This is a genomic window from Acidobacteriota bacterium (genome assembly GCA_030949985.1).
GTDB lineage: Bacteria > Acidobacteriota > Polarisedimenticolia > J045 > J045 > JALTMS01.
On record JAUZRX010000001.1, the window covers coordinates 32,556 to 54,072 of the forward strand.

At 70.6% G+C, this 21,517-nt stretch carries 21 protein-coding genes and 1 tRNA gene; 11 read left to right on the forward strand and 11 right to left on the reverse strand.

The window, feature by feature from the left end:
* Positions 1-53: 53 nt before the first annotated feature.
* On the forward strand, positions 54-983 hold the full coding sequence (locus tag Q9Q40_00145) for a hypothetical protein (GenBank protein MDQ7005624.1): 930 nt from the start codon (positions 54-56) through the stop codon (positions 981-983).
* The gene (locus tag Q9Q40_00150) at positions 980-1,738 is read left to right on the forward strand and encodes a class I SAM-dependent methyltransferase (GenBank protein ID MDQ7005625.1); all 759 of its coding nucleotides are present in this window, start codon (positions 980-982) and stop codon (positions 1,736-1,738) included. The genes Q9Q40_00145 and Q9Q40_00150 overlap by 4 nt, the downstream gene beginning before the upstream one ends.
* Here the strand turns inward: Q9Q40_00150 and hisD are convergent.
* Genes hisD through hisG form a run of 7 tightly spaced genes read right to left on the reverse strand, consistent with a single transcriptional unit; the run spans position 1,712 to position 8,782 of the window.
* Positions 1,712-2,977, reverse strand: coding sequence for a histidinol dehydrogenase (hisD, locus tag Q9Q40_00155; protein MDQ7005626.1), 1,266 nt, complete (start codon positions 2,975-2,977; stop codon positions 1,712-1,714). The two genes, Q9Q40_00150 and hisD, sit on opposite strands and share 27 nt — an antisense overlap.
* Entirely contained in the window at positions 2,974-4,257 is a 1,284-nt protein-coding gene (hisE, locus tag Q9Q40_00160) for a phosphoribosyl-ATP diphosphatase (GenBank protein MDQ7005627.1), read from the reverse strand. Before hisE ends, hisD begins: the two co-directional genes overlap by 4 nt.
* Positions 4,251-5,006, reverse strand: a complete 756-nt coding sequence (gene hisF, locus Q9Q40_00165) for an imidazole glycerol phosphate synthase subunit HisF (protein MDQ7005628.1) — start codon at positions 5,004-5,006, stop codon at positions 4,251-4,253. The genes hisE and hisF overlap by 7 nt, the downstream gene beginning before the upstream one ends.
* Positions 5,000-5,629 carry an imidazole glycerol phosphate synthase subunit HisH gene (gene hisH, locus Q9Q40_00170; GenBank protein ID MDQ7005629.1) on the reverse strand — a complete coding sequence of 210 codons (630 nt, stop codon included), beginning with the start codon at positions 5,627-5,629 and terminating at the stop codon, positions 5,000-5,002. The genes hisF and hisH overlap by 7 nt, the downstream gene beginning before the upstream one ends.
* Positions 5,626-6,216: an imidazoleglycerol-phosphate dehydratase HisB gene (gene hisB / locus Q9Q40_00175; protein MDQ7005630.1), complete on the reverse strand. Its 591-nt coding sequence runs from the start codon at positions 6,214-6,216 to the stop codon at positions 5,626-5,628. Before hisB ends, hisH begins: the two co-directional genes overlap by 4 nt.
* A complete protein-coding gene (locus Q9Q40_00180) occupies positions 6,213-7,895 on the reverse strand; it encodes an aminotransferase class I/II-fold pyridoxal phosphate-dependent enzyme (protein ID MDQ7005631.1) in 1,683 nt (560 codons plus the stop codon). The genes hisB and Q9Q40_00180 overlap by 4 nt, the downstream gene beginning before the upstream one ends.
* Entirely contained in the window at positions 7,892-8,782 is an 891-nt protein-coding gene (hisG, locus tag Q9Q40_00185) for an ATP phosphoribosyltransferase (protein MDQ7005632.1), read from the reverse strand. The genes Q9Q40_00180 and hisG overlap by 4 nt, the downstream gene beginning before the upstream one ends.
* Before the next feature lie 268 nt (positions 8,783-9,050).
* Between hisG and Q9Q40_00190 the strand changes: the two genes are divergently transcribed.
* Positions 9,051-10,820, forward strand: coding sequence for a tetratricopeptide repeat protein (locus Q9Q40_00190; GenBank protein ID MDQ7005633.1), 1,770 nt, complete (start codon positions 9,051-9,053; stop codon positions 10,818-10,820).
* Here the strand turns inward: Q9Q40_00190 and Q9Q40_00195 are convergent.
* A complete protein-coding gene (locus tag Q9Q40_00195) occupies positions 10,811-11,308 on the reverse strand; it encodes a hypothetical protein (protein ID MDQ7005634.1) in 498 nt (165 codons plus the stop codon). The genes Q9Q40_00190 and Q9Q40_00195 overlap by 10 nt on opposite strands.
* A 183-nt stretch (positions 11,309-11,491) precedes the next feature.
* On the opposite strand from Q9Q40_00195, the gene Q9Q40_00200 reads away from it, so the two are divergent.
* From Q9Q40_00200 to Q9Q40_00225, 6 genes are all read left to right on the forward strand, one after another.
* The gene (locus Q9Q40_00200) at positions 11,492-12,523 is read left to right on the forward strand and encodes a glyceraldehyde 3-phosphate dehydrogenase NAD-binding domain-containing protein (protein ID MDQ7005635.1); all 1,032 of its coding nucleotides are present in this window, start codon (positions 11,492-11,494) and stop codon (positions 12,521-12,523) included.
* Entirely contained in the window at positions 12,520-13,521 is a 1,002-nt protein-coding gene (gene gap / locus Q9Q40_00205; GenBank protein ID MDQ7005636.1) for a type I glyceraldehyde-3-phosphate dehydrogenase, read from the forward strand. Before Q9Q40_00200 ends, gap begins: the two co-directional genes overlap by 4 nt.
* A gap of 9 nt (positions 13,522-13,530) precedes the next feature.
* Positions 13,531-14,691 (forward strand): 6-phosphofructokinase, encoded by a 1,161-nt coding sequence (locus tag Q9Q40_00210; GenBank protein ID MDQ7005637.1) that lies wholly within the window; start codon positions 13,531-13,533, stop codon positions 14,689-14,691.
* A 20-nt stretch (positions 14,692-14,711) separates the two neighbouring features.
* Complete coding sequence (locus Q9Q40_00215) at positions 14,712-15,989, forward strand: sodium:calcium antiporter (GenBank protein MDQ7005638.1); 1,278 nt, start codon at positions 14,712-14,714, stop codon at positions 15,987-15,989.
* A gap of 204 nt (positions 15,990-16,193) precedes the next feature.
* Positions 16,194-17,105 (forward strand): P-loop NTPase, encoded by a 912-nt coding sequence (locus Q9Q40_00220; GenBank protein ID MDQ7005639.1) that lies wholly within the window; start codon positions 16,194-16,196, stop codon positions 17,103-17,105.
* Between the two features lie 23 nt (positions 17,106-17,128).
* Positions 17,129-17,218, forward strand: a tRNA-Ser gene (locus tag Q9Q40_00225).
* Between the two features lie 11 nt (positions 17,219-17,229).
* Here the strand turns inward: Q9Q40_00225 and Q9Q40_00230 are convergent.
* From Q9Q40_00230 to Q9Q40_00240, 3 genes are read right to left on the reverse strand one after another with little or no spacing between them, the layout of a single operon-like run.
* A complete protein-coding gene (locus tag Q9Q40_00230) occupies positions 17,230-17,805 on the reverse strand; it encodes a rubrerythrin family protein (GenBank protein MDQ7005640.1) in 576 nt (191 codons plus the stop codon).
* 24 nt (positions 17,806-17,829) lie between these two features.
* The gene (locus Q9Q40_00235; GenBank protein ID MDQ7005641.1) at positions 17,830-19,209 is read right to left on the reverse strand and encodes a cytochrome B6; all 1,380 of its coding nucleotides are present in this window, start codon (positions 19,207-19,209) and stop codon (positions 17,830-17,832) included.
* 20 nt (positions 19,210-19,229) lie between these two features.
* Positions 19,230-19,718 (reverse strand): transcriptional repressor, encoded by a 489-nt coding sequence (locus tag Q9Q40_00240; protein MDQ7005642.1) that lies wholly within the window; start codon positions 19,716-19,718, stop codon positions 19,230-19,232.
* Positions 19,719-20,172: 454 nt separating this feature from the next.
* On the opposite strand from Q9Q40_00240, the gene Q9Q40_00245 reads away from it, so the two are divergent.
* Entirely contained in the window at positions 20,173-21,210 is a 1,038-nt protein-coding gene (locus tag Q9Q40_00245; protein ID MDQ7005643.1) for an HD domain-containing phosphohydrolase, read from the forward strand.
* An 84-nt stretch (positions 21,211-21,294) separates the two neighbouring features.
* Complete coding sequence (locus Q9Q40_00250; GenBank protein MDQ7005644.1) at positions 21,295-21,516, forward strand: DUF1573 domain-containing protein; 222 nt, start codon at positions 21,295-21,297, stop codon at positions 21,514-21,516.
* Position 21,517 lies beyond the last annotated feature (1 nt).

The window sequence follows — 21,517 nt, forward strand, 5'->3', positions numbered from 1 at the left end:
CTTCAGCCGCACCCCCGAGAGGCCGAAGAGTAGTCAGAACGACGAGGAACCCGATGGAACAGCTCGTGGCGACAGCTCTGGGGACTCTGCTCCTGGGCCTGCTGGCCGGCTACCTGCTGGCCCGCCGCCCCGGCGCACCGCCCGCCGCTCCCCCCGTGGGGGGTGCCGAGGACGCGGCTCCGCTGCGGGAATCCCTGGCGGCGGCGGAGGCCGCCTGCCTGAATCTGAGCGAGCAGGTGGACGAGGCCCGGCGCCTGTCCCGCGCCCGCCTGCACCTGCTCGAGACCCTGGCCGAGCGGGACCTGCCCGTGGTCGAGCAGCTCGAGCAGCGGGTCCGGAGCCTGATGGAGCCGGCGGCGGCGGATTCCCGGTTCGATCGTCGTGCCGGACTCGGACCCCTGGCCGACTCCCTGCGGGACCTGGCGGTGGAGATCCGCGACCTGCTGGTCCTCGGCCGCATCGAGGGGCCCGAGCAGGCCCCCCGCAGCGAAATCGTCGAGATTCACAAGGTACTGGCGGCCGTGGCCGGGGAGCACGGCGCCCTGAGCTTCGAGCCCGATCCCTCGCTGCCCTCGCTGATCAAGACCGACCGGGGCCTGCTGCGGCTGATCCTCGACAAGATCGGTTCGCTCAGCGCCGGGGCCCGGGGCGCGGTGATGTTGGAGGCGGGGGTCGAGCCGGTGCGGGGCGACCTGGTGGAGCTGAACATCTGTTTCCGGGGGCTCGACGGACTGCCCGAGGGAGCCGCCGCACGCCTGGCGAACGAACCGCTCGAACGGCTGGCCGCCGAGGGGCGTCGCTGGCTGACCCTGGCGGTGGCCCACGGCGCGGCTGAGCGCCTCGGTGGCAGCGTGACGATCCTGCCCGGGCAACGGGGCGAGGACCTGCTGCTCCGCCTGGTCGTGCCCACCGCCGCCGATCGCCGTGCCGCCGCCTCCGGTTCCCGTGCGCGGCGCAACGTTCCGGTGGGGCAGCATTCGTGAGCGCCGCGGCGTCCACCTGCCGGGTCTGCGCCTCCGGCACCCTGGTCGACGTGGAAATCCGCAGGAGCCTCGGGGGACGGCAGGTGCGCATCGCCTTCTGCCGGGAATGCCAGGTGATCGTCAACAAGGACTCGGATCCCAGCGAGACACTCCAGCGCGAGGGCTCCCGGAGCTTCTACGGCCTGACGGACGAGCAGATCGCCGCGTTGCCCCGTTCCCTGGTGGACAGCGCGAGCCTGGTGCGCAGCCTGCTGCCCGAGGGGTGGACCCGGCTCGACGGACGGGTCTTCCTCGAGTTCGGCGCGGGGCGCGGCCTGATGCCGATCGCCGCGGCCCACCTGGGTTTCGCCCGCGCCTACGGGGTCGATCTGAACCTGGAGACCTTCGAGCAGGTGCGCCGTCACCTGCCCGTGCCCGGGCAGGTGCGAATGTGCGGCGAGTTGGAGCAGATCACCGAGCCCGTGGACCTGGTCGTGCTCTGGCATACCCTCGAACACATTCCCGAGCCGCGACCGCTCCTGCGCCGCCTGGTGGAGCAAATGCGGCCCGGCGGGTGGATCGTGGTGCAGGTGCCCCAGTATTGCCCGCAATACATCTGCGAGACGCACCACTACTTCTACACCGAGCCCTCCCTGACGCGGGTACTGGCCGACGCGGGTTGCGAGCCCCAGCGCGTCAGCTACGACCTGGACAACGCTTTCATCGCCGCCTGGGCCCGCAAGCCCGGTTCAGTGACGGCTCCGCAGCCGCGCTGAACGGGCGTGAGCGACCAGGCCTTCCTCGGTGGCCAGGGCCGCGGCGTCGCGGAAGATCTCGCCGGCCCGGTCGGGGTCGTCGATGCGCAGCCAGGTACGGACCCGCAGAAAGTCGAGCACCGACAGGCCGCCGCTGTAGCGGGCGGCGCCGCCGGTGGGCAGGGTGTGGTTCGGTCCGGCGCCGTAGTCCCCCAGCACCTCGGCGGTGGTGCTGCCGATGAACAGGGCGCCGTAGTGCTCGAGACGGGGGACGATGTCGGCGGGCCGCTCCAGGTGGAGGGCCAGGTGCTCGGGGGCCAGCCGATTGCAGAGGGCGACGGCCTGGTCGAGGTCTTGGGCCAGCACCGAGAGTCCGCCGGCCAGGGCGCGGCGGGCCACCGGGGCCGTGGGCAGGTCGCCGAGCCGGCGGGTCAGCTCCCGTTGCACGGCGAGTTCCAGGTTCCGGTCGAGGGCGATGAGCACCGGGCGGGCGAGAGGATCGTGTTCGGCCTGGGCCAGCAGGTCGGCGGCGACCCAGCCCGGGGGGGCCGTCCCGTCGGCGAGGACGGTCAGTTCCGAAGGACCGGCGAGGGTGTCGATCCCCACCATCCCGCTGACGATCTTCTTCGCCGCGGTGACGAAGCGGCCGCCGGGGCCGACCACCACGTCGCAGGGGGGCAGGCCTTCCACGCCGCCGGCCAGGGCGGCGATGGCGTGGGCGCCGCCGGCCGCCAGCAGGCCGTCGGCCCCGGCGATGGCGGCGGCGGCGAGAACCAGGGGGGTCGGCCGCGGCGAGGCGATCCACACCTCCTCGACGCCGGCCGCGCGGGCCGTCACCGCGGTCATCAGCACCGACGAGGGCAGGGGGTGGCGGCCGCCGGGGGCGTAGCCTCCCGCCCGTTGTACCGGCGCGACCTGCTGGCCCGCCGCGCCGCCGGGAAAGCGGTGCTGGCCGGCGAGGAGCCACGAACGCTGCCTGCGGGCGAAGGTGTCGATGCGGTCCGCGGTGCGCTCGAGCAGGGCGCGGCGGGCGGGGTCGAGGGCGTCGAGGGCCTGGCACAGCTCGGCACGGTTCAGCAGCAGGCGGCCGGCGCTGAGTTCGTCGAAGCGTTCGGCGTGGCGGCGCAGGGCCTCCGTGCCTTCCCGCAGCACCTCCTCGACGATGGGGGCGGCGACGGCCAGGGCTTCGGCGTCGACCGGGCAGGGGCGTTGGGCGCGCACCTCTTCCGGGCGCCGGCGAGGGAGCGGGGGCGGGTTCATGGTCGGGGCCTTTTGGCGTCACCCGGGCGTCGCGTGATCTTCTGCTCGCGCCGGTCCAGTTCCGCCTCGACGGCCTGCCACCGGCCTCCGGCCCGCTCGAGGGCCACCAGGGCGAAATAGAGCAGATCGGCGCACTCCGCCTCGGCGTGGGGCCCGTCGCCGGCGACGGCCGCCGCGGCCCGTTCGTCGGCTTCTTCCACCAGCTTGGCCGCCAGCAGGGAGTCGTCGTTCAGCAGCCGGGCGGTGTAGGATCCGGGCCGCCGATCGCCGCGGGTCGCCGCCAGGGTCGCCAGGCGCCGGGCCAGTCGCGCCACGCCCCCGTCCTCGCCCCAGCAGCTCCAGCTTTCCCGGTGGCAGAAACCGACTCCCCGTTGTCGCACCGTAAAGCGCAGGGTGTCCCGGTCGCAGTCCAGGTCGACCCGCAACAGCTCCTGGACCGCTCCCGAGCGTGCCCCCTTGCGCCACAGGCCCCGCTTGCGGGAGTGGTAGACGCCCCGGCGGGTGCGTACCGCCTCGCGCAGGCTCTCGGCACTCGACCAGGCCAGGCCGAGAGCCCGACCGTGGGGGTCGACCACCACCGTGGGCCACAGGCCGTCTGCCCGTTCGCTGCGAAGGGGCGCGGCGAAGGCGTCGGCCAGGTCCAGGCTGCCGCTGTAGATCGCCATACCCACCTGGGCGTCCATCCCCAGCGCGTCGAGGGCGGCGATCTCCCTCGCCGAGCGTATCCCCCCGGCCAGGGTCACGGGCGTGGTGGCCGCCGCCCGCTTCACGGCCCCGGCGAATGCCATGTCGATGCCGGTCCGGCGCCCCTCGCGTTCGATGGCGGTGACCAGGAACGAGCCCACCACCTCCCGCAGGCTCGCCAGGCCCTCGAGCAGGGTCTGGCCGCTGGGCCGCCGCCAGCCTTCGATCATCACCCGGCCTTCCCGCGCATCGAGGGCGGCCATCACGCGCTCGCGGGGCAGGCGTTCGAGCAGATCGGGTCGCGCCGCCGTGCCCAGGATCACCCGTCGCGCCCCCGCGTCCAGCCAGCGCCCGGCCGTTTCCAGGTCGCGGATGCCGCCGCCCACACGGCAGGGATGGCGGCGCACCAGCTCTTCGATGACCGCCCGGTTTCCGCCGCGGCCCAGCGCCGCGTCCAGGTCGATCACCGCCAGCTCGCCCACCACCGCGAAGCGTTCCGCCACGGCCAGGGGGTCGCCGGCGTCGATCACCTTTTCGCGGCCGCCGACGAGTTGGACGGCGCGTCCGTCCTGGATGTCGATGGAGGGGATCAACATGGGCGCAACTCCACGCCGCGGCGGGCCAGCTCGGACTTGAGCGCCCCCACGGTCCATCGGCCGTCGTGAAAGATCGATGCGGCGAGCACCGCGTCGGCGCCCGCCTCGAGAGCCGCCAGCATGTGCCCGGGACCGTCGCCTCCGCCGGAAGCGATCACCGGCACCGGGACGGCACGGCGGACCGCGGCGATCAGCTCCAGTTCGTAGCCCGAGCCGGTGCCGTCGCGATCCCAGGCGGTGAGCAGGATCTCTCCGGCCCCCCGGAGGGCGCTCCGGCGGGCCCAGTCCGCCGCGTCGGGGAGCGCGGTCCGCCGGCCGGCGTGCGTCAGGACTTCCCAGCGCTGCTCCCGTCGGCGGGCGTCGATGGCGAGTACCGTGCACTGGGAGCCGAAACGCGCGGCCAGGCGTTCGATCAGGGCGGGATCGGCCACCGCGGCGCTGTTGACGCTGACCCTGTCCGCCCCGGCCTCCAGCAGCGCCGCCGCATCTGCCTCGCTCCGCACCCCGCCGCCCACGGTCAGGGGCAGGTCCAGCACCTCCCTGACCCGGCGCACGGTATCGAGGCGGGCGCGGCGCTCCTCGAGAGTCGCGGCCACATCCAGCAACACCACCTCGTCGGCCCCCTGGGCGGCGTAGGCGGCGGCGAGCCGCGCGGGATCCCCCGCGTCCCGCAGGGCGGCAAAGCGCACGCCCTTGACCACGCGTCCGGCGCGTACGTCGAGACAGGGAATGATCCTTCGGGTCAGCATGGCCGTCCCTCCCGGCCGGCCGGCAACGCCAGCCAGCGCTCGAGCAGCGTCTTCCCGGCTCTCGAAGAGACCTCCGGATGGAACTGGCAGGCCAGCGTGGATCCCCGCTCGAGGGCGGCGACGAAGCGGCCTCCGTGATGGGCCCAGGCGGCGGCCCAGCCCGGAGGCGCTTCGGTCAACCGGAAAGTGTGGGCGAAGTAGAAGTGGTCCGCTTCGAGCAGGCGGCAGCCCGGGTCCGGTTCGATGCGGTTCCAGCCCAGTTGGGGGGCGCGGACGGTCGGAGGAAAGGCGGTCGCCCGCTGGGGCCACAGGCCGAGGCCTTCGACGGTGGGGTTCTCGTCGCTGCCGGCGCCGAGGAGCTGCAATCCGAGGCAGATGGCCAGGGTGGGCCGGTTCGCGGCGATGCGGGCGCCCAGGGCGGGGGCCAGGCGTCGGCGGTCGAGGGCCCGGCGGGCGGCGCCCAGAGTGCCCACGCCGGGCAGCACCACCCGCGGGGCCCGGGCGATCACCGCGGGGTCGTCTTCCCGGCGGGCCCGGATGCCCAGCCGCCCGAGGGCCGCGAGCAGTGAAGCGATGTTGGCCGTGCCGGTGGGCACCACCAGCACTTCCTCCCGGCGATTCACAGGGCCCCCTTGGTGCTCGGCACCGGACCGCCGATCGGCACGATCGCCTCGCGCAGGGCCAGGGCGACGGCCTTGAACGCCGCCTCGGCCCGATGATGGTCGTTGTCGCCCCGCAGCAGGTCCACGTGAAGGGTCAACCGGGCGGCGATGGCCAGCGAGCGCAGCACGTGGGTCACGTTCTCGCAGGCCAGGGTGCCGAGGCGCTCGCGGCGCAGGTGGAGGTGCACCTCGGGCCAGGGCCGGCCGGCCAGGTCCACCACCGCCCGGGCCAGGGCCTCGTCCAGGGGGGCGTGGGCCGAGGCGAAACGACGGACGTCGGAGCGCTCGCCCAGGGCCTCGTCCAGGGCCCGGCCGAGGAGCAGCGCGCAGTCCTCGGCCACGTGGTGATCGTCCACCTCCAGGTCGCCCGCGCAGTGCAGGTCGAGATCGAAGCGGGCATGGAAGGCCAGGGCTTCGAGCAAGTGATCGAGAAAGCCGATGCCGGTGGCGATGGAACAGCGACCCGCGCCGTCGAGAACGAGGCTCAGAGCACAGCGGGTTTCGCGGGTCTCGCGCTCCACGTCGGCGCGGCGGGGAGAAGCGCTCATGGCAGCATCCTTTCGAGTTCTTCGATTCCGTCGAGGACCCGGGCGGCTCCCGCCGCGATCAGCGCGGGCTCCACCTCCGCCCGCGTGACGCCGGGCGCGACCACGGCCAGGGGCACCACGCCCGCGGCGCGGGCGGCCCGCAGATCCTGGGGGCTGTCTCCCACCATCCACGCCCGGCCCGCGCCCAGGCGCCGGAGGGCCAGGCGCAGAGGCTCGGGGGATGGTTTGGTGGGAGCCTCGTCGGCGCCGACCAGGGCGCCGAAGAGCTCGTCCACTTGCCACCGGGCGAGGGCCGCCCGGGCCTCTGGCCGCCGCCGGCCGGTCACCAGGGCCAGGGGCAGGCGCCGGGCCAGGCGGCGCAGGTACGCGGGGTCGGCGAGCAGGGTTTCGTCGGCGGCCAGCGGCGGTCCGCCGTGGCGGCCGCGGTAGAGCCCCTCGCAGAGTGCCCGCAGGCTTGCGGCCCGGGGCGTCACCCCCCGGGCGGCGAGGAGTTCCCCGGCCAGCGCCCAGTCGTCGTTGGCGCCGCCGGCGGCCTTGGCCAGGCAGACCTCCCGCTCGCCGAGGCTCACGCCGAAATGGGCGGCGGCCTGGACGATGGCCCGGCGGAAGGAGCGGGAGGTGTCCACCAGGGTGTCGTCCAGGTCCAGCAGCAGCGCCTCGGGGCGCAGCACACTCGCACAGGCCTGCCGCAGGCGGCGGAAGGCGGCCGGTTGCCCCGGCAGGGTGATCCGCACCCAGGACTCCAGGTGGGGTTCGTCGAAGCGGCGCACGGCGATGCCCAGGCCCGCCAGTCCCTCCCACAGCCACCGTGCGCCCCCCGGTCCCGGCGGTCGGACCAGCAGGAAGTTGCCTTCCGAGGGTATGACCCGGCAGCCCAGGTCGCGCAACGCCGCCGCCAGGTCGTCGCGTTCCCGGCGCACCTGCGCGACGTGGGTCGCCTGCGGCTGGATCGCCCGTTCCGCCAGCGCCAGGGAAAGGGCCGAGCAGGGGTAGGGGTGGCCGACGCCCCGCAGAGCCTCGATCAGCGCCGCCGGTCCGGTGACCCAGCCCACGCGCAGGCCCGCCAGGCCCCGGGCCTTGGAGAAGGTGCGGCAGACCACCGCGTTGGGCAGCTTCCGGGCGCAGGCGGACAGGTCGGTGGCGGCGTATTCGCCGTAGGCCAGGTCCACCAGGAGCACGGCCCGCGGAGCCGCTTTCGACAGGCGAGCGAGGATCTCCGGCGCGCAGGTCAGGCCGGTGGGGTTGTTGGGAGAGACCACGGCGATCACCGCGGTCCGTTCGTCGATCCGGGAGAGCACCGCGTCGAGGGGCCACGGGCCCTCGAGCCAGGGCACCGCCACCGACTTCGCGCCGCAGCGCTGGACGTAGCGGTCGATCATGGTGAAGGTGGGCTGAGGGACGATCACCTGGCGGCCGCCGCCGGCGAAGGCGCGCACGACCCGCTCGATGGCGTCGTCGGCTCCGGCGGTGACCAGCACCTGCTCGGGAGCCAGCCCTTCCGCCCGCGCCAGGCGTCGGGTCAGCGGAGCGTCTTCCGGGTAGCGGCGGAGCAGCTCGGGCAGATCCTCGCCCTCCAGCCAGTCCCCGACCCCCGCGAGGGGCGGGCCCTCGTTGGCGTCCAGGCGCAGGTCGATCGGCTGGGGCGGGCGTGGTGGGCGACCGGCCGCAGGGGCGCTCATGGGACGATCTGCTCGGGGGCGGTGACCAGCACGTCGGTCCCGCCCCGGGCCTTGATTTCGGGGATCACCTCGGCGAGTCGATGGCGGGGCACCGCCGCCCTGACCGCGAAGCCGGCGCCCCCGTGGAGGGGCGCGAGGGTCGGCTCCCGCATGCAGGGCAGGGCCGCGATCACCGCGTCGAGACAGGCGGCGGGCACGTTGACCTCCACCAGCGCGCGGCTGCGGGCGGCGAGCACCGACTCCAGCACCACCACCAGGTGTTCGATGCGCCGCCGCCGGGCGGGGTCGTCGAGGGCCGCCGGGTGCGCGTAGAGTCCGGTGGACGACTCCATCAGCGTGTCGATCACCAGCAGGCCGTTGGCCGCGAGGGTGCCGCCGGTGGCGGTGTTGTCCACGATCAGGTCCGCGTCTTCGGGGGGGAAGACCTCCGTCGCCCCGTAGGTCCTCACGAAGCGTGCGTCGAGGCCCTCCCGGGCGATCCACCGGCGCGTCAGCCGCTCGTACTCGGAGGCGATGGTCAAGGGGTGCCCGCGCCACCGTTCGTCGGCCAGCAGGGCCCGGGGCGCCGCGGCCACCAGGCGCACCGGGTCGAGCCCCGTGTCCACCAGGCGCACCAGGTCAGCGTCCAGTTCGGCGACCCAGTCGGCCCCGGCGAAGCCCACGTCCCGCGAGCCATGGGCCAGCATCTCGACGATATTCTGGGGTTTGAGGAACTTGGCCTCGTAGCCGGCGAGGGACACGTGGGGGCGATAGCCCCGGGCGGTGGCCTCGACGCGGACACCGGCGGCGGCGAGCAGGTCGCAGACGCCTTGCTGCATGCGCCCCTTGGGCAGGGCCAGGCGCACCGGAGGAGGGTCGGGAAGGGCGGGCTGAGCGGGTACGGCCATCGGGGGATCTCCCATCGGGTTCCCGGGCCGGGCCGGCCGACATCCCCGCGAGCGTGAAACGCGAAAACGCCGGCCTGGGGCCGGCGCACGGGGTGGATCACGTCTTCAGCGCGAACTACACCAGCGGCCGTCCCCGATCGGGATGGCGATGATGCCGGTGCAGATGGTGCCGGTCGCGGTTCATCAGGCCGCGAACCTACAACGCCGGTGGCAGCCTGTCAATTTGAACTTTCTCGGGATAGTCTCTTCCCCGGCGAGGAGGCTGCACTTGGATCGGGGAAGCGAGAGTCGACGTTTCATCTCCTGGACGCTGGGCGTGTTCGCCCTGGCCCTGGCCCTGCGCCTGGCCTTCGTGCTGACCTCCGCCGACGCCCTCTACTACCAGCGCCTGGTGCTCGATTCGGCGACCTACCACCGCATCGCGGTCCATGGTGATCCTGCCGAGCCCTACTGGCAGCCGCCCCTCTACCCCTGGATGTTGCGCGGGGTCTATGCCCTGGTGGGGGAGCCTTCGCCGCCGGCCGTGCGGCTGCTGCAGGCCCTGGTCGGTGCCCTGGGGACCGTGTTGCTGGTCTGGCTGGTCCGCCTTTGGGGGGGCTCCCGGCGATCGGCCCTGCTGGCGGGGGCGGCGATGGCCGTCACGGGAAGCCTGATCTACTTCGACGGCGAACTGCTGCCGGCCTCGCCCGCCACGCTGCTCCTGCTGTCGTGGCTGGTCGTGCTCTCCTGGAAGGGGCCGGGTGAGAGTGTCGGGCGGCTGGGGCGGATGGTGCCGGCGGGGATCCTGCTGGGCCTGCTGGGCCTGATGCTGCCGGCGATGGTCTTTGCGGGTGCGGGCGCCCTGGCCTGGGTCTGGCGGCGGGAAGGCCTGGCGGCGGCACTGGTGCTGGCGGTGTGCGCGGCGATTCCCATCGCTCCGGTGACCATCCGCAACCAGACCTATGAACCCGACCTGGTGCCGATCTCGTGGAACGGCGGCGTGAACTTCTGGATCGGCAACAACCCGGACTATCCCCAGACCGTGGGCATCCGCCCCGGGATCCACTGGGGGCACCTGGTCGAGCGGCCCCGCTGCGAGGGGGGAGCCGCCAGCCGGGCGGCGGAATCGGCCTGGTTCTTCCGTCAGGGCCTGGCGTACATCACTTCCGAGCCGCTGGCCTGGCTCGGTGACGTCGCGCGCAAGGCGGCGGCCAGCGTGTCGATCAGGGAGATCGGCCGCAACCGCAACCCCTACGACGCCCGGGACGAGTCCCCCGTGATGGCGGTGCTGCTCGGTCCGCCGGGCTGGCCGTTCCTGTTGATCCTGCCGGCCTTCGCCGCCGGGCTCGCGGTGCTGGCGCGTCGTCGGGAGATTCCCTGGCTTCCGCTGCTGGTGGTCGGTGGCGTGCTGCTGGCGGGGGTGGTGTTTTTCCCCACCGCTCGTTACCGGGTGCCGGCGCTTCCGCTGATGATCGCCATCGCGGCGCTGGGCCTGCCCGCGCTGCGCCTGTCCGACCTGGCGCCGGCGGTCATCGCCCTGGGGCTGGGGCTGTTTCCGCCGGGGATTCCCGAGATTCCGCGCTGGGAGACCTACTACGAGATCGCCGTGGATCTCAGCCAGGACGGCAAGGCCGCCGAGGCCCTGCCCCTTTTCCGGCAGGCCCTGGCCCTCGATCCGGACAACGCGGACATCCACCTGGCCTACGGCCTGGCCCTGGGGCGCTCGGGGCAGACGGAGTCGGGCCGTGAGCACCTGCTGCGGGCCACGGAACTGGATCCCGGCGCCGACATCGCCTGGCAGGCCCTGGGAGCCGCCGCCCGGACCGACCAGGACCTCGACCTGGCCCGGGAGTACCTGGAAAAGGCGGTGGAGGCCGATCCCTGCAATCAGCGGCACCGGGCTTCCCTGGCCCAGGTGCTGATGGACCAGGGTTACTACCGCGGGGCGCGCAAGCATCTCGAGATGGCGCGACGGGTCTATCCCCGCCGGGACCGCCTGGTGGAACGGGCCACCGAGCGCCTCGACCGTCTCGAGGGCGGGGGGCGGCGTCAGCCCTGAGGGGCCGGGGGCGTCGCCCGGCCGGCCGGCACCTCCACCCGCTGGTGGATCTCTCTCGAGCGGCTCCCGTCCACCGGGCGGACGGTGGCGCTGACCTGCAGGGTGCGGCTGGTGGCGCCCAGGGGCAGTTCGAGGTGGAAGGGCCCCACTTCTCTTCGCTCGCTGGGGCGCAGGAGTCCTGCCGAGCCGGTCATGGACCGCAGAGCGGGCCGGCCCACGATCAGCGCGACCTCCGGCTCCTCCCCGCGGGAGACGTCGAGCAGGACCTGCTCGAGGCTGAGGGTTTCGAGGCCGCGATTGTCCAGCGCCAGCCAGGCTTCGAGCTGGACTCCAGGGCCGACGCGGATGATTTCGGCGCGTACCTCCAGGCGGACTTCGAACCCGCCGTCGGCGCGGGCCGGGGCAAGGAAGTGGAAGGCGAGCATGGCGGCAGGGTAGATCGCCAACAGCGCCGTGAGCACCACAAGGCGCCAGACCGTGCCCCGCATCCTGGCAGCTCCTCTTTTGCGGCTCTCACTCTCTCCCCTCCCGCGCGTCTTGCCGCACCTTAGCACGGAAATACGGGGTAGAATGGCGGCCGCTGGAAACAGCAGAGGACGATTGTGGACCGCGCCGGGCTCTTGTCCACCTGTCGGGAAGATGCGGGAGCGCGGGCCAGACGGGGTGAAGCCATGCCAGTGTCCATCGGTCTGATGGGGTTCGGGAGAATCGGCCGCAACATCTTCCGCATTCTTTCCCGATCCGACGAGTTCCGTATCGGTGCGATCTGCGACATCGCCGATCACGAGGCCCTGACCTACCTGCTCAAGTACGACACGATTCTCGGCCGCTTTCCCGACGAGTTGACCTATCGGGACGGCCACCTCTACACCTGGGGCAAGGAAATCCCGCTGCTTTCGGCCCGGGATCCGGGTGACGTGGACTGGTCGGAGTACGGGGTGGACTACGTGGTGGAGGCGGTGGGGCGGCCGCGTTCGCGGTCGGAATGCGAGCGGCACCTCGAAAAGGGCGCCCGGCGCGTCTTCCTCTGCGTGCCGCCGATCGAGAAGCCCGACGTCTCCATCGTCTACGGGGTCAACAATCACATGCTCGGCCCCTCCCACAAGATCATCTCCAACGCTTCCTGTACGGCCCACTGTGCCGCGCCGATTCTCAAGGTCCTCGATGGGGCCTTCGGTCTCGAGCGGGTCCACATGACCACGACTCACGCCTACACCAGCGCCCAGCGCCTGGCGGACGTGCCGGGCTTCGACCTGCGATCCTCCCGCGCCGCGGCCGAAAACATCGTGCCCTCCGAGACCAACGCCGCGGCGGTGCTCGACGAGGTGCTGCCGGATCTCGCCGGCCGCTTCCACTCTTCCTCCCTGCGGGTGCCGGTGCCCAACGGCTCGATCGTCGACATGACCTTCTGGGCCGGACAGCGGCTGACCCGGGGCGGAATCAACGAGGTGATGCGCACGGCGGCATCGGGGCCCTTCGAGGGCATCATCGAGTTCATGGAAGACCCGATCGTCTCCAGCGACGTGGAGAACAGTCCCTACTCGTCTGTCTTCGATTCCCTGGCCACGATGGTCCAGGAGGGCAGCAACCTGGGCAAGGTCATCGCCTGGTTCGACAACAGCTGGGGCTACACCCTGAGGTTGATCGAGTTGGTGGAACTGGCGGCCGAGATGGACGGCAAGCTGAGCGGAGGTGTGGCATGAGAGTCGCGATCAACGGCTTTGGGCGCATCGGTCGCGCGGTCTTCCGCATCATGAGCCACCGCGACGACACCGAGGTGGTGGCGATCAACGACCTCTACGATCCGCGCATGCTGGCCTACCTGCTCAAGTACGACACGGTGATGGGTCCGTTCGCCCGTCCCATCGACTACACCGACGATGCGCTGGTGATCGATGGCCGGCAGGTACGGCTGACCCGGGAGCGGGACCCGCGCGCACTGCCCTGGAAAGAGCAGGAAATCGACCTGGTGATCGAGGCCACCGGTGTCTTCCGCACCCGGGACAAGATCCAGCAGCACCTGGAGGCCGGCGCGGGGCGGGTGATTCTGACGGTGCCGCCGAAAGACGACGTGGACGCGATCGTGGTGCTCGGTGTCAACGACGAGGTGCTGGCCCCTGAACATCGCATCGTTTCCAACGCTTCGTGCACCACCAACTGCCTGGCCCCGGTGGCCAAGGTGCTGCACGACAGCTTCGGCATCGAGCGGGGTTTTATGACCACGGTCCATGCCTATACCAACGACCAGCGGCTGGCCGACGTGCCCCACAAGGATCACCGTCGGGCCCGGGCCGCGGCGCTGAACATCATTCCCACCACCACCGGCGCCGCCCGGGCGGTGGGCAAGGTCCTGCCCGACCTGGCGGGCAAGCTCGACGGTATGGCGATGCGGGTGCCGGTTCCCGACGGCTCGGTGGTCGACCTGGTGGTCGAACTGTCCCGGGACACCTCGGCCGAAGAGATCAACGCGGCGATGGCCGCCGCCGCCGCGGGACCGCTCAAGGACGTGCTCGAGTACACCGAGGAAGAACGGGTTTCCTCCGACATCATCGGTAACCCCCACTCCTCGATCTTCGACGCGCTCTCGACCCGCATGGTCGGCCCGCGGCAGGCCCGGGTGTTGTCCTGGTACGACAACGAATGGGGCTATTCCCACCGTGTCGTCGACCTGGCCGTTCGCCTGGACCGCCTGGCCGGCTAGGAGCGCCTCATGGCCAAGCGAATCGGCGTCCTCACCGGTGGGGGCGATGTCCCCGGCCTGAACGTGGTGATCAAGACCCTCACCGCCCGCATGGAAGATGCGGGCTGGGAGGTGATGGGTCTCAAGCGGGGCTGGGCGGCGCTGCTGCACGCCGGCCCCGGCTCTCCCTTTCCCGGCTCGGACTGGACTGTTCGCCTGACCCGCCAGAACACACGCACCATCGACCGTACCGGCGGGACGATGCTCCATTCCTCGCGGACCAACCCGATGGCGGTGGCCGCGGGCGAGATCCCGCCCCACCTCAAGGGCCGGGGCAAGCCGCTCGAAGACGGCAAGGTCGACCTGACCGACGTGGCGATCCGCACGGTGGAGACCCTGGGCCTCGACGTGCTGGTGGCCATCGGCGGCGACGATACGCTCTCCTTCGCCCGCCGCCTCGATGAAGAGGGGCTGCCGGTGATCGGCATCCCGAAGACCATGGACAACGACGTCTTCGGTACCGACTACTGCATCGGCTTTTCCACCGCCGTCTCGCGCAGCGTGAACATGATCACCGACCTGCGTTCCCCCGCCGGCTCCCACGAGCGTTTCCTGGTGGTCGAACTCTTCGGCCGGAATTGCGGCGAGACTTCGCTGATGGTTTCCCTGCTCTGTGCCGCCGATCGGGCGCTGATCTCCGAGGTTCCCTTCGACCCGGATCGAGTGGCCGAGTTGATCCTGCGCGACAAGCGGGACAACCCGAGTAACTACGCCCTGATCACCGTCTCGGAAGGGGCGCGGATCGAGGGCGGAGAGGTGATCGAAAGCGGTGAGCCCGACGCCTTCGGGCACAAGAAACTCGGTGGCATCGGCAGGTGGCTGTCGGAGTTTCTCAAGGAGAAGACCCGGGAAGGGACGGTCTATCAGTCCCTGGCCTACCTGATGCGCTCGGGTCCGGCCGATTCCCTGGACAAGCTGGTGGCGATCAACTTCGCGCGCATCGCCGCCGACCAGGTGGTGCGCGGCGAGACCGGTCGGCTGGTCGCCGTGGACCAGGGGCTCTACACGACCCGGGAGATCTCCATCGTCGGGGCGGGCGTGCGGCGGGTCAACGTGGAGCGTTACTACGACGTCGAGGCGTACCGGCCGAAGCTGGGCTCGGTGATCGGTCATCCCCTCTTTCTCGAATAACCAGCCGCGAGGCCTGTTGCATGAAGCGCTCTGCTCTCTTTTTGATGCTGGCCGTACTGTCTGCGCTGCCCGCCCTGCTGCTGCGTTTCGGCCTCGGCGCCCACCCCGATCATGGGCGGCGCTTGATCGTCTTCGCCGGGGGGGAATTGAGCGGCGCCTCGGCGGCGTTGATCTTCGGCCTGGGGGTGCTGGCCGGCGCCTTCATGATCTCCTGGTCCGCCGAGCTGCTTCAGCTCGACCTGAGCCAGAACCTGGCCATCGCCATCATCGCCCTGGTCACGGTGCTGCCCGAGTACACGGTGGACATCTACCTCTCCTGGACCGCCGCCACGGTTCCGGAGAACGTCCCCCTCGCCCTGGCCAACATGACCGGCGCCAACCGGCTGCTGATCGGTCTCGGCTGGCCGATGGTCCTGGCGGCCGTGATCTGGAAGGGGAGAGGCCGGCATATCGAACTGGAGCCCGCCCGCTGGGGTGAACTGCTCTTCCTCGGTGCGGCGACGGTCTACTCCCTGGTGATCCCCCTCAAGGGCACCCTGACCTTGTGGGATACGGCGATCCTGGGATTGATCTTCGTGCTCTACATCCGTTACGTGGCCCGGCAGGAGGTGGTCGAGCCCGATCTCGAGGGTCCGGCGGCGCTCTTTGCGGCCTGGTCCGTCGGCTCGCGGCGGCTGGTCACCGGCGGCCTCTTCCTCTTCGCCGCCGTCACCCTCTTCGCCTCTGCCGAGCCCTTCGCCGAGGGGCTGAAGTTCGCCGGGGAGGGGTGGGGCATCAGCGAGTTCCTGATGATCCAGTGGATCGCGCCCCTGGCCAGTGAGTCTCCCGAGTTCCTCATCGCCCTGATCTTCACCCTGCGGGGCGCGAGTACGGCCGGACTCGGCGCGCTGGTCTCGAGCAAGGTCAACCAGTGGACGCTGCTGGTGGGGATGATCCCCCTGGCCTACATGCTGGGCCTGCTGGCCTCGGGTCAGCAGGCGGCCGTTTTCCCCCTCGGGCCCCGCCAGCAGGGCGAGGTCCTGCTCACCGCCGCCCAGTCCTTTTTCGCCGTGGTGGTGATTCTCGACCGTCGCTTCAGCGTGCGGGATGCGGTGCTGCTAGCCACCCTCTTCATCGCTCAGCTGGGGATCACCATCGGCATCGAGGAAATGGTGGATCCCGCCCGCCAGATGGCGCTCTTCCACACCGAAAAGATCATCTTCTCGATTCTCTACTTCGTCCTGGGCGGCGCGTGGCTGGTCCGGCAGTGGCACCATCTGCCGGCCTTGCTCAAGCTGGTCTGGGAAGCCGAGCGCTAGCAGCCCGCCGGAATCCCGGCCCCCGCCTCGAAAAGACCTTGTCCCCGGGCTGCCGCGGCGCGCCTCCGTCTGGGCGTGAGTTTGTTCACCCTGTTTCGGGGCGAAATCCCCCGTCCGGCAAGGCTTTTCAGGGGTTGACCCAGCCGCCTCGGGGACCGATCTTGCCCAGCAGGGATCAGGCAATCAGCAGAGGTCGACAAGGGAATGCGGCTGATAACACTGGGATCGGCGTCGGTCGGCTACGGAAAGTCGTTCGTCGCAGTCGCGCTGGGGGCGAGCCTGGCTCGCCGGGGCGTGACGACCTGCCTGGTCGATCTCGACCTGGGCACCGCCGACCTGCACCTGATGACCGGCCGCCCCGACGCCCGGCGCAGCGTGCATGATCTACTGCGGGGCCGGGCTTCCTCCCTCGAGGAGGTGATGGAGCCGATTCCCGGCATCGCAGGCCTGCACCTGGTGGCCGGTCCCCGGGAGACGGTCGCGGTCAGTGGCCTCTCTCCCGGAGAGATCGCCCGCCTGGGCTCGGAAATGCGCCGCCTGCCGGTGGACGTGGTGATCGCCGACCTCCAGGCGGGGGTGGGGCAGCCCTTGCTCGACCTCTTTCTCCTCGGAGACCATCACTGGGTGGTGACGACCAACGACGAGGCCGCCCTGGCCGATGCCGAGCGTTTCCTGCGGCTGGCCCGCCTGCGCCGCACCGCCCGGGGGACGGCCGGTCGACCGTCCCGGCGGCCGCGGGTCTACACCTCCCTCGATGATCTGGTGCGGGACATGAACTCCCTGCGCCAGGAGATCTCGCCGGCCCAGGACACGGGTTTCGCCCCCGGCCTGGTGATCAATCGCTGCCGGCCCGATCAGCCCAGCGCCGAGTCCCGGCTGATCGACGGCCTGTTCGAGGGCAAGGATCCCATCGACGAACCGCCCCTGATCGGGATGATTCCCGATGATCCCGCCGTCGCGGGTCCGGGTCCGCGCCCGTTGAGCAACCTGCCGGTACACGGCCCGGCCATGCGCGCCGCGGCGGAGATCGCCCGGGCCCTGGCCGAGGATCTGGCCGGCGATCTGCCCGGGGCCGAGGACATCGGCTCCCATCGTCGCGAGCCCCTCATCGTCTGAGGGGTTTAGAATGGCCGCCCCCCGGAGGGGTGGCCGAGCGGTTTAAGGCAACGGTCTTGAAAACCGTCGTGCGTGAGAGCGCACCGTGGGTTCGAATCCCACCCCCTCCGCCAGCGGTTCTTGGCTACCAGTTCTCCGCCAGCACCTCGAAGTGGGCCTGGGGGTGGGCACAGGCCGGGCACACGTCCGGCGCGTGCTCACCCTCGTGGACGTAGCCGCAGTTGCGGCAGCGCCAGGTGACCTTCTCCGGCCTGGCGAACACCGTCCCCGCCTGCAGGTTGGCCAGCAGACCCCGGTAGCGCCGCTCGTGTTGGCGCTCGGCGATGGAGATCGCCTCGAAGGTCCTGGCGATGGCCTCGAAGCCCTCCTCCCGGGCGGTGCCGGCGAACTCGGGGTAGAGCCGTTGCCACTCTTCCTGTTCGCCGGCGGCCGCCGCCTCCAGGTTTTCCTCCGTGGTGCCGATGGTGCCCGCGGGAAAGGTGGCGGTGATCGGCACCATCCCGCCCTGCAGGAACTTGAAGAAGCGCTTGGCGTGTTCCCGCTCCTGGGCGGCGGTTTCGGTGAAGATGTCCGCGATTTGCACCAGGCCTTCCTTGCGGGCCTTGCCGGCGAAGTAGTCGTAACGGTTACGGGCTTGGGATTCGCCGGCGAAGGCCGTCAGCAGGTTCTGCTCGGTTCGTGTGCCGCCGAGGCGCTTCATGTCGTGTCTCCTCCTGGGGGGGGGTTACAGCGCTTTCATGAATGCCACCAGGGCCGCCTTCTCGTCGGGGCTCAGCTCGAGGCCCTGGATCAGGTTGAAGAATTCCACCGTGTCTTCGAGCGTCAGCAACCGGCCGTCGTGCAGGTAGGGCGGCGAGTCCTTGATGCCCCGCAGGGGGAAGGTCTTGATCGGGCCGTCGCCCACGGCTTTCAGGCCGTTGATCATCTGCGGTTCGAAGAAACGCTCGGTCTTCAGATTATGCATCAGGTTGTCGGTGTAGTAGGGGGGCGTGTGGCAGGAGGAACAGCGCGCCTTGCCGAAAAAGAGGCTCTGCCCGGCGAGTTCTTCGGCGGTGGCCTGCTCGGGATCGAGCTTGCCGTAGATGTCGAGTTTGGGGGCGGGCGGGAAGTCGAGCAGGGCTTCGAATTCGGCCATGAAGTGCACCTGGCTGGCTCGCTCGAGAATGTTGACCCCCTTCTTGGTGGCGATAACGGGGTCGCCGTCGAAGTAAGCCGCCCGCTGCTCGAACTCGGTGAAGTCCTCGACGGTCTTCAGGGCACGCTGGGAGCCGAACAGGCGCTGCACGTTGACGCCGCGCAGGGTCGGGGTGTCGATGCGGTGACGGAACTCCTGGGGGCGGATGTCGCCCACCAGGTGGGTGGCGGCGTTGGTGTGGCCGTTGACGTGGCAATCGAAGCATGTCACGCCCCGGCTCGGCCGCTCACTGCGGCGATCGTCGGTGGCGTTGAACTGCTGCTGGGGGAAGGGGGTGACCAGCAGGCGGAGGCCCTCGAGCTGCTTGGGGTTGAGGATGCCGTTGAACAGCGCGAAGTAGTTGTCGAGGGTCACGACCTTGCCCTGGGAGACGTCACCCAGGTCGGTGCGCGTGGTGAGGTAGATCGCCGGCGGATACTCCGGGAGGAAGTGGTCCGGCAGGTCGTAGTCCAGGTCGAAGCGCGCCAGGTCCACGCCGGTCTGGCGGCGAATCTCGTCGATGTGATAGCGGGGGAAGACCATGCCGCCTTCCGCGTGGTGGGGGTGGGGCAGGGGCAGGAAGCCGGCCGGGAAGAGGTTTTTCGCGCGGATCTCCGCGGGGCTCATCGCGGCCAGCTCTTCCCATGTCAGACCTTCGGGCAGGCGCACCCGGACTCCGCCCTGGAGCGGCTTGCCCCGGGACATGGTGACGCCCTCCGCGGGCCGATCGGCCAGATCGTAGCGCTGGGCGAGGAGTTCGGCCTGGCGGGCCATCACCGAAGACTTGTCGGCCTTCATGCGGGCCATGGTGGCTTCGAGGCTTTCCTGCATGACCACCGGGGCGTAGCTCGTCGCCGGCGCCTGGTCGCCGCTGATGGCCAGGGGGGTCGTGAGCAGCAGGCCGGCGCCGAGGATCAGCGCGGCCGGCATCGGGAACTTGAACCTGGTCTTCATGACATGTCTCCTTGCTTGGTGGGTGACCCTGCTCCCGCCCGACCCCGCCTCCGCCGATCGGCGACGCGGGGCGCATCCCGACAATCCCGGCAGACTCCCCTGAACTGCACGAAATAGTCGCTGACCTCGAAGCCCAGTTCGGCGGCGTCCGGCGGCGCCTCGATGGTGTTTAACCGGGGGCATGCGATGTCGATCAGCTTGTGGCAGCGCAGGCAGACCAGGTGGTGGTGGACCCTCGTGTTGGGGTCGTAGCGGGCGGCCGCGTCAGGAGAGCAGATCTTCCGCACCAGGCCCATGTCCACCAGGAGTTCGAGAATCCGGTAGACGGTCATGCGGGAGATGCCGGGCAGCTCCTGGTTCACGGTGGCGTGGACCTGGTCGGCGGTGGGGTGGTCGGTACGGGGGAGGATCGCCATGTAAGTGCGCCGCCTCTGGATGGTCAGGGGAATGCCCCGGGCACGGCAAAGGGCCTGAAAGGTTTCCATGGCGGCTGCGGTTGAATGATCATGCATAACGTTTGAGACTTTATCTCAACCACGGGGCCTGTCAACCACCGTGGAGCGGAGAATGTTGTTCTTTGGAGCTCTCTTGGCGGGGGGGCTGAAACCGCGGGAGCGGGCGGTGACCGCCGGAAGGTCGCGGGTCGCCGCCTAGGCGAGGGGCTCGAGGGCTCCTGGGGGGCGCGGGCCTGGAAGGGGATGGGGGCAGGTGGGGCGCGCGGCCGACCGGGACGCGGTGGAGGCCGCGCATTCGGGGAGGGTGATCCGGCGCTGCGCTTATGCTGGCCGCCGTCGGCGCGCGCGATTTCGCTGTTTGATCGCCCATATCGGGAAGTCCATTCTTCGCTCCACGGTGGGCTGGGGGGGGTCAAGCCGCGAGGGGTTGGGCCGAAGAGCGGGTGGAGGGCCGTGCGCGGCGCATGGCCGGAGGCCCCTTGCTATGCCGGCAGCGGCAGATACCGCCCAATACATCCTTGTGCCCATCGAGCATCTACGGGCCGAGACGGTGCTCAGTTTCGACCTGTTCATTCAGCACGAGGGGACCGAGCCTGTGCTCTACCGGGCTCGGGACATGGAGTTCACCGGGGAGGTGCGTCAGCGCCTGCTGGAGAGCGGGGTCCACGAACTGCTGGTCCCGGCCGACCAGGCGGAGGCCTACCAGCAGTACTGCGCCGAGCAGGGCCAGACCGCGCCCCAGCCGGCCAAGCCCTCCGCGCCCGAGGTCAGCGAAGAGGAACTGCGCCTCACCGAGCTGGTCCTGGACGCCGGCTTGCCCCTCGAATCCCGCTGCAGCACCCTGCTCGGCGTTTCCCGGATGGTGGTCGAAGCGGTGTTGTCGGACCTGGCGTCTCCCGGGCTCCACCAGCGGGTCCAGCGCGTCGCGGAGGCGGGGGCGCGCCTGTTGCTGGCCGAGCCGGAGGCCTACTCACGGCTGGTGTCCCGCTTCGGGATCGACTTCGAAGTAGCCGGCCACCTGGCCAATACCTCGTTCTACGTCACCGAGTTCGCCCGGGCCATCGGCACCGAAGACGTGCAGGAGCTGGCTTCCCTGGGGCGGGCGGCGCTGCTTCACGACGTGGGCAAGGGGGATACGCCCGGCGAGTTGCTCCATCGGGACAGCGGCCTGACGGACCTGGAGTGGGCCGAGGTGATGAGTCACCCGGAGCGGGGAGTGACCATGCTGCGGGAAGCCGGATGGGACGACCCGCTCTGCCTGGACGTCTGTGCCAACCACCACGAACGCTGCGATGGTTCGGGCTATCCCCGGGGTTTGCACAGAGAGCAGATTTCCCTGGCGGCCCGCATGGTGGCGATCGCCGACACCTTCGACTCGCTGACCTCCGGTTACACCAATCGCCCGGCCTATTCGGGCTTCCAGGCCCTGTGGCGGATGAAACGGGAGATGGTGGGCAAGTTCGACGCGGATCTGCTCGATCGCTTCATCCAGGTGATGGTGGATCCCGCCCTGCGGCGCTGATTCGGGACGGCGCCGGGCTTTTTCTGCCCCGGCGCGGATCTCGCCGTACAATGCCCGGCGGCACCCACGAAAGGAAGAACAGGCATGTCGCGATGTCAACGCTTCGGGGCCCTGGTCCTGGCGGCCCTCCTGCCGGCGACGATGGTGATGGCCGAGGATGCCCCGGCGGCCGTTCCCCTCTTCGCCGTGGACTCGGAGACGATCGACCTGGGCGTGGTCCCGGAGGGTGAAGAGGTCACCGCGGAGTTCGTCGTGCAGAACAAGGGCCAGGCCGAACTGCGCATTCTCAAGGCCAAACCCAGCTGAG

Bases quoted from the DNA above. Each gene is read 5' to 3' on its own strand.
- Q9Q40_00235 (MDQ7005641.1), bottom strand. From the start codon at position 19,209: ATGCCGGCCGCGCTGATCCTCGGCGCCGGCCTGCTGCTCACGACCCCC.
- hisE (MDQ7005627.1), bottom strand. From the start codon at position 4,257: ATGTTGATCCCCTCCATCGACATCCAGGACGGACGCGCCGTCCAACTC.
- Q9Q40_00220 (MDQ7005639.1), top strand. From the start codon at position 16,194: ATGCGGCTGATAACACTGGGATCGGCGTCGGTCGGCTACGGAAAGTCG.
- hisF (MDQ7005628.1), bottom strand. From the start codon at position 5,006: ATGCTGACCCGAAGGATCATTCCCTGTCTCGACGTACGCGCCGGACGC.
- gap (MDQ7005636.1), top strand. From the start codon at position 12,520: ATGAGAGTCGCGATCAACGGCTTTGGGCGCATCGGTCGCGCGGTCTTC.
- Q9Q40_00195 (MDQ7005634.1), bottom strand. From the start codon at position 11,308: ATGCGGGGCACGGTCTGGCGCCTTGTGGTGCTCACGGCGCTGTTGGCG.
- Q9Q40_00210 (MDQ7005637.1), top strand. From the start codon at position 13,531: ATGGCCAAGCGAATCGGCGTCCTCACCGGTGGGGGCGATGTCCCCGGC.
- hisD (MDQ7005626.1), bottom strand. From the start codon at position 2,977: ATGAACCCGCCCCCGCTCCCTCGCCGGCGCCCGGAAGAGGTGCGCGCC.
- hisB (MDQ7005630.1), bottom strand. From the start codon at position 6,216: ATGAGCGCTTCTCCCCGCCGCGCCGACGTGGAGCGCGAGACCCGCGAA.
- Q9Q40_00240 (MDQ7005642.1), bottom strand. From the start codon at position 19,718: ATGGAAACCTTTCAGGCCCTTTGCCGTGCCCGGGGCATTCCCCTGACC.
- Q9Q40_00200 (MDQ7005635.1), top strand. From the start codon at position 11,492: ATGCCAGTGTCCATCGGTCTGATGGGGTTCGGGAGAATCGGCCGCAAC.
- Q9Q40_00230 (MDQ7005640.1), bottom strand. From the start codon at position 17,805: ATGAAGCGCCTCGGCGGCACACGAACCGAGCAGAACCTGCTGACGGCC.
- hisG (MDQ7005632.1), bottom strand. From the start codon at position 8,782: ATGGCCGTACCCGCTCAGCCCGCCCTTCCCGACCCTCCTCCGGTGCGC.
- Q9Q40_00180 (MDQ7005631.1), bottom strand. From the start codon at position 7,895: ATGAGCGCCCCTGCGGCCGGTCGCCCACCACGCCCGCCCCAGCCGATC.
- Q9Q40_00145 (MDQ7005624.1), top strand. From the start codon at position 54: ATGGAACAGCTCGTGGCGACAGCTCTGGGGACTCTGCTCCTGGGCCTG.
- Q9Q40_00250 (MDQ7005644.1), top strand. From the start codon at position 21,295: ATGTCGCGATGTCAACGCTTCGGGGCCCTGGTCCTGGCGGCCCTCCTG.
- Q9Q40_00215 (MDQ7005638.1), top strand. From the start codon at position 14,712: ATGAAGCGCTCTGCTCTCTTTTTGATGCTGGCCGTACTGTCTGCGCTG.
- Q9Q40_00245 (MDQ7005643.1), top strand. From the start codon at position 20,173: ATGCCGGCAGCGGCAGATACCGCCCAATACATCCTTGTGCCCATCGAG.